General features: G+C 53.5%; 2 tRNA genes and 3 rRNA genes. All 5 read left to right on the forward strand.

Going from position 1 to position 5,779, the window contains the following annotated elements:
* Positions 1-439: 439 nt before the first annotated feature.
* The 5 genes from AC3WJE_RS20810 (at position 440) to rrf (ending at position 5,658) form a co-directional block, all read left to right on the forward strand.
* Positions 440-1,984 (forward strand): 16S ribosomal RNA (locus AC3WJE_RS20810).
* Positions 1,985-2,077: 93 nt separating this feature from the next.
* A tRNA-Ala gene (locus tag AC3WJE_RS20815) sits at positions 2,078-2,153 on the forward strand.
* A 37-nt stretch (positions 2,154-2,190) separates the two neighbouring features.
* Positions 2,191-2,267: transfer RNA gene (locus AC3WJE_RS20820), tRNA-Ile, on the forward strand.
* A gap of 224 nt (positions 2,268-2,491) precedes the next feature.
* Positions 2,492-5,371 (forward strand): 23S ribosomal RNA (locus AC3WJE_RS20825).
* A gap of 172 nt (positions 5,372-5,543) precedes the next feature.
* Positions 5,544-5,658: ribosomal RNA gene (gene rrf / locus AC3WJE_RS20830) — 5S ribosomal RNA — on the forward strand.
* The 16S, 23S and 5S rRNA genes sit together here with 2 tRNA genes alongside, the layout of an rRNA operon.
* Positions 5,659-5,779: the final 121 nt, after the last annotated feature.

Here is a 5,779-nt window from a genome sequence, read left to right on the forward strand (position 1 = left end):
CTACAATGAGCGGCTTCCTTCAGGGAAAAGGCCTTCGGGTTTTGGATCGGAAGGGACGGCAAGATCCTCGGCAGCGAGGGGTTGACGGAAAGAAAAAGTCCGCTATGATGGGCGGCTCGCTTCAGCAAAGACCTTCGGGTCGCTGGATGCGAAGTTGAAGTCTCCACCTCGCAGCGAGGTGTTGACGGAAACGAAAAGCCGGCTATAATGGGCGGCTCGCTTCGAAGGAAACTTCGGGGCACTCGGGAAAGGCGCTGAGGCCGGATCCCAATGTTCTTTGACAGTGTGCGCAGGTAATTTGTGTAGACGTCCTGCAGGAAGGATGATTGTCCATCTTGCAGACGTTTAATCAAGCAACAAGTCAATTGCTTTGCAAGCGATACGTTGCCAGTGGTTGAACTTCTGCAGCTAAGAGTATTTGCCTTCGGGCATGTAGTTTTAAGTGAAGAGTTTGATCCTGGCTCAGAGTGAACGCTGGCGGTAGGCCTAACACATGCAAGTCGAACGGCAGCACAGGAGAGCTTGCTCTCTGGGTGGCGAGTGGCGGACGGGTGAGGAATACATCGGAATCTACCTTTTCGTGGGGGATAACGTAGGGAAACTTACGCTAATACCGCATACGACCTTAGGGTGAAAGTGGGGGATCGCAAGACCTCACGCGGATAGATGAGCCGATGTCGGATTAGCTAGTTGGCGGGGTAAAGGCCCACCAAGGCGACGATCCGTAGCTGGTCTGAGAGGATGATCAGCCACACTGGAACTGAGACACGGTCCAGACTCCTACGGGAGGCAGCAGTGGGGAATATTGGACAATGGGCGCAAGCCTGATCCAGCCATACCGCGTGGGTGAAGAAGGCCTTCGGGTTGTAAAGCCCTTTTGTTGGGAAAGAAATCCTGTCGATTAATACTCGATAGGGATGACGGTACCCAAAGAATAAGCACCGGCTAACTTCGTGCCAGCAGCCGCGGTAATACGAAGGGTGCAAGCGTTACTCGGAATTACTGGGCGTAAAGCGTGCGTAGGTGGTGATTTAAGTCCGTTGTGAAAGCCCTGGGCTCAACCTGGGAATTGCAGTGGATACTGGGTCACTAGAGTGTGGTAGAGGATAGCGGAATTCCTGGTGTAGCAGTGAAATGCGTAGAGATCAGGAGGAACATCCGTGGCGAAGGCGGCTATCTGGACCAACACTGACACTGAGGCACGAAAGCGTGGGGAGCAAACAGGATTAGATACCCTGGTAGTCCACGCCCTAAACGATGCGAACTGGATGTTGGGTGCAATTTGGCACGCAGTATCGAAGCTAACGCGTTAAGTTCGCCGCCTGGGGAGTACGGTCGCAAGACTGAAACTCAAAGGAATTGACGGGGGCCCGCACAAGCGGTGGAGTATGTGGTTTAATTCGATGCAACGCGAAGAACCTTACCTGGTCTTGACATGTCGAGAACTTTCCAGAGATGGATTGGTGCCTTCGGGAACTCGAACACAGGTGCTGCATGGCTGTCGTCAGCTCGTGTCGTGAGATGTTGGGTTAAGTCCCGCAACGAGCGCAACCCTTGTCCTTAGTTGCCAGCACGTAATGGTGGGAACTCTAAGGAGACCGCCGGTGACAAACCGGAGGAAGGTGGGGATGACGTCAAGTCATCATGGCCCTTACGACCAGGGCTACACACGTACTACAATGGTTAGGACAGAGGGCTGCAATCCCGCGAGGGTGAGCCAATCCCAGAAACCTAATCTCAGTCCGGATTGGAGTCTGCAACTCGACTCCATGAAGTCGGAATCGCTAGTAATCGCAGATCAGCATTGCTGCGGTGAATACGTTCCCGGGCCTTGTACACACCGCCCGTCACACCATGGGAGTTTGTTGCACCAGAAGCAGGTAGCTTAACCTTCGGGAGGGCGCTTGCCACGGTGTGGCCGATGACTGGGGTGAAGTCGTAACAAGGTAGCCGTATCGGAAGGTGCGGCTGGATCACCTCCTTTTGAGCAAGACAACATCGTCCTGTCGGGCGTCTTCACAAGTTACCTGCATTCAGAGTTCCATATCGGCCAGGCCGATATCGATAGTCCCGTTTTGGGGCCTTAGCTCAGCTGGGAGAGCACCTGCTTTGCAAGCAGGGGGTCGTCGGTTCGATCCCGACAGGCTCCACCATCTGAGGCAGCAAGTACATTCCTCCGGGAATGGCATTGGGTCTGTAGCTCAGGTGGTTAGAGCGCACCCCTGATAAGGGTGAGGTCGGTGGTTCGAGTCCTCCCAGACCCACCACTCTGAATGTAGCGCACACTAAGAATTTATATGGATCAGCGTTGAGGCTGATGCATGTTCTTTTATAACTTGTGACGTAGCGAGCGTTTGAGATATCTATCTAAACGTGTCGTTGAGGCTAAGGCGGGGACTTCGAGTCCCTAATAATTGAGATGTATGTTCGCATTGATGGCTTTGTACCCCATCAATACGTCATATGACTTCGAGGCGACTTGAGGTTATATGGTCAAGCGAATAAGCGCACACGGTGGATGCCTAGGCGGTCAGAGGCGATGAAGGACGTGGCAGCCTGCGAAAAGTGTCGGGGAGCTGGCAACAAGCTTTGATCCGGCAATGTCCGAATGGGGAAACCCACTGCTTCGGCAGTATCTTGCAGTGAATTCATAGCTGCAGGAAGCGAACCTGGTGAACTGAAATATCTAAGTAACCAGAGGAAAAGAAATCAACCGAGATTCCGTCAGTAGCGACGAGCGAACGCGGACTAGCCCTTAAGCTGGTATGGTTTTAGAAAAACAATCTGGAAAGATTGGCCATAGAAGGTGATAGCCCTGTATTTGAAAGGGCCATACCAGTGAAGACGAGTAGGGCGGGGCACGTGAAACCCTGTCTGAACATGGGGGGACCATCCTCCAAGGCTAAATACTCCTGACCGACCGATAGTGAACCAGTACCGTGAGGGAAAGGCGAAAAGAACCCCGGAGAGGGGAGTGAAATAGATCCTGAAACCGTGTGCGTACAAGCAGTAGGAGCCTCGCAAGGGGTGACTGCGTACCTTTTGTATAATGGGTCAGCGACTTACTGTTCGTGGCAAGCTTAACCGTATAGGGGAGGCGAAGGGAAACCGAGTCTGATAAGGGCGCATAGTCGCGGGCAGTAGACCCGAAACCGGGTGATCTAGTCATGGCCAGGGTGAAGGTGCCGTAACAGGTACTGGAGGCCCGAACCCACGTCTGTTGCAAAAGACGGGGATGAGCTGTGATTAGGAGTGAAAAGCTAATCGAACCCGGAGATAGCTGGTTCTCCTCGAAAGCTATTTAGGTAGCGCCTCATATGTATCCTCTCGGGGGTAGAGCACTGTTATGGCTAGGGGGTCATCGCGACTTACCAAACCATTGCAAACTCCGAATACCGAGACGGACTGTATGGGAGACACACGGCGGGTGCTAACGTCCGTCGTGAAAAGGGAAACAACCCAGACCCACAGCTAAGGTCCCAAATTCACTGCTAAGTGGAAAACCATGTGGAAAGGCACAGACAGCCAGGAGGTTGGCTTAGAAGCAGCCACCCTTTAAAGAAAGCGTAATAGCTCACTGGTCGAGTCGGTCTGCGGGGAAGATTTAACGGGGCTAAGCAGTGAACCGAAGCTTGGGGTGCATAATTTATTATGCGCGGTAGAGGAGCGTTCCGTAAGCCGTTGAAGGTGGATTGAGAAGTCCGCTGGAGGTATCGGAAGTGCGAATGCTGACATGAGTAACGATAATGTGGGTGAAAAACCCACACGCCGAAAGCCCAAGGTTTCCTTGCGCAACGTTAATCGACGCAGGGTTAGTCGGTCCCTAAGGCGAGGGCGAAAGCCGTAGTCGATGGGAAGCAGGTTAATATTCCTGCACCTCGCGTGAGTGCGATGGAGGGACGGAGAAGGTTAGGTGTACCGGGCGTTGGTTGTCCCGGGGAAAGGCGGTAGGTTTGGATCTTTGGCAAATCCGGGATCCTTTAAGACCGAGCACCGAGACGAGTCCTTTTGGACGAAGTCACTGATACCACGCTTCCAGGAAAAGCTCCTAAGCTTCAGCTCACGAAGACCGTACCGTAAACCGACACAGGTGGGTAGGATGAGAATTCTCAGGCGCTTGAGAGAACTCGGGTGAAGGAACTAGGCAACATGGCACCGTAACTTCGGGAGAAGGTGCGCCATTGCCGGTGGCCCATGCGGGCATAAGCTGGTGATGGCCGAAGTGACCAGGCCGCTGCGACTGTTTATCAAAAACACAGCACTCTGCAAACACGAAAGTGGACGTATAGGGTGTGACGCCTGCCCGGTGCTGGAAGGTTAATTGATGGGGTCAGCCGCAAGGCGAAGCTCTTGATCGAAGCCCCAGTAAACGGCGGCCGTAACTATAACGGTCCTAAGGTAGCGAAATTCCTTGTCGGGTAAGTTCCGACCTGCACGAATGGCGTAACGACAGCGGCGCTGTCTCCACCCGAGACTCAGTGAAATTGAAATCGCTGTGAAGATGCAGCGTTCCCGTGGCAAGACGGAAAGACCCCGTGAACCTTTACTATAGCTTTACACTGAACGTTGAGTTCGTCTGTGTAGGATAGGTGGGAGGCTATGAAACTGTGGCGCTAGCTGCAGTGGAGCCATCCTTGAAATACCACCCTGTCGTGCTTGACGTTCTAACCTAGGTCCATAATCTGGATCAGGGACCGTGTATGGTGGGTAGTTTGACTGGGGCGGTCTCCTCCTAAAGAGTAACGGAGGAGCACGAAGGTACGCTCAGCGCGGTCGGACATCGCGCACTGTGTGCAAAGGCATAAGCGTGCTTGACTGCAAGATCGACGGATCAAGCAGGTACGAAAGTAGGTCTTAGTGATCCGGTGGTTCTGTATGGAAGGGCCATCGCTCAACGGATAAAAGGTACTCCGGGGATAACAGGCTGATACCGCCCAAGAGTTCATATCGACGGCGGTGTTTGGCACCTCGATGTCGGCTCATCACATCCTGGGGCTGTAGTCGGTCCCAAGGGTATGGCTGTTCGCCATTTAAAGTGGTACGCGAGCTGGGTTCAGAACGTCGTGAGACAGTTCGGTCCCTATCTGCCATGGGCGTTGGAGATTTGAGAGGGGCTGCTCCTAGTACGAGAGGACCGGAGTGGACGAACCTCTGGTGTTCCGGTTGTCACGCCAGTGGCATTGCCGGGTAGCTATGTTCGGAAGCGATAACCGCTGAAAGCATCTAAGCGGGAAGCGCGCCTCAAGATGAGATCTCCCGGGGCACAAGCCCCCTGAAGGAACCATGTAGACTACGTGGTTGATAGGTCAGGTGTGTAAGTGCTGCAAAGCATTGAGCTAACTGATACTAATGATCCGTGTGGCTTGACCATATAACCTCAAGTTGCCTTGGTCCCAACGACAACGTTGGTAGAATCCAAATGCACGCTACGTCATGAGTTAACTATGCGAGACGAGCGCCGTATGCGCTTCCCCGCAATAGTCCATACATCCTTGTATGCACTATTGAAGAGAAGCAAACACTGGCGACTCTCCAACCGTCTCCCTGGTGAAATTAGCGCTGTGGAACCACCCGATCCCATCCCGAACTCGGAAGTGAAACGCAGCTGCGCCGATGGTAGTGTGGCTCAAGCCATGCGAGAGTAGGTCATCGCCAGGGGCTTTACCCCCAAACCCCCAGCCATAAGGCTGGGGGTTTGCTTTTTTGCGCGCCTATAAACTTCGTAGTAACCGCAGGCATACAATCCAGACATGCCCGAATTGCCTGAAGTCGAAACCAC

Source organism: Pseudomonas sp. GW821-FHT07E12, from assembly GCF_058986605.1.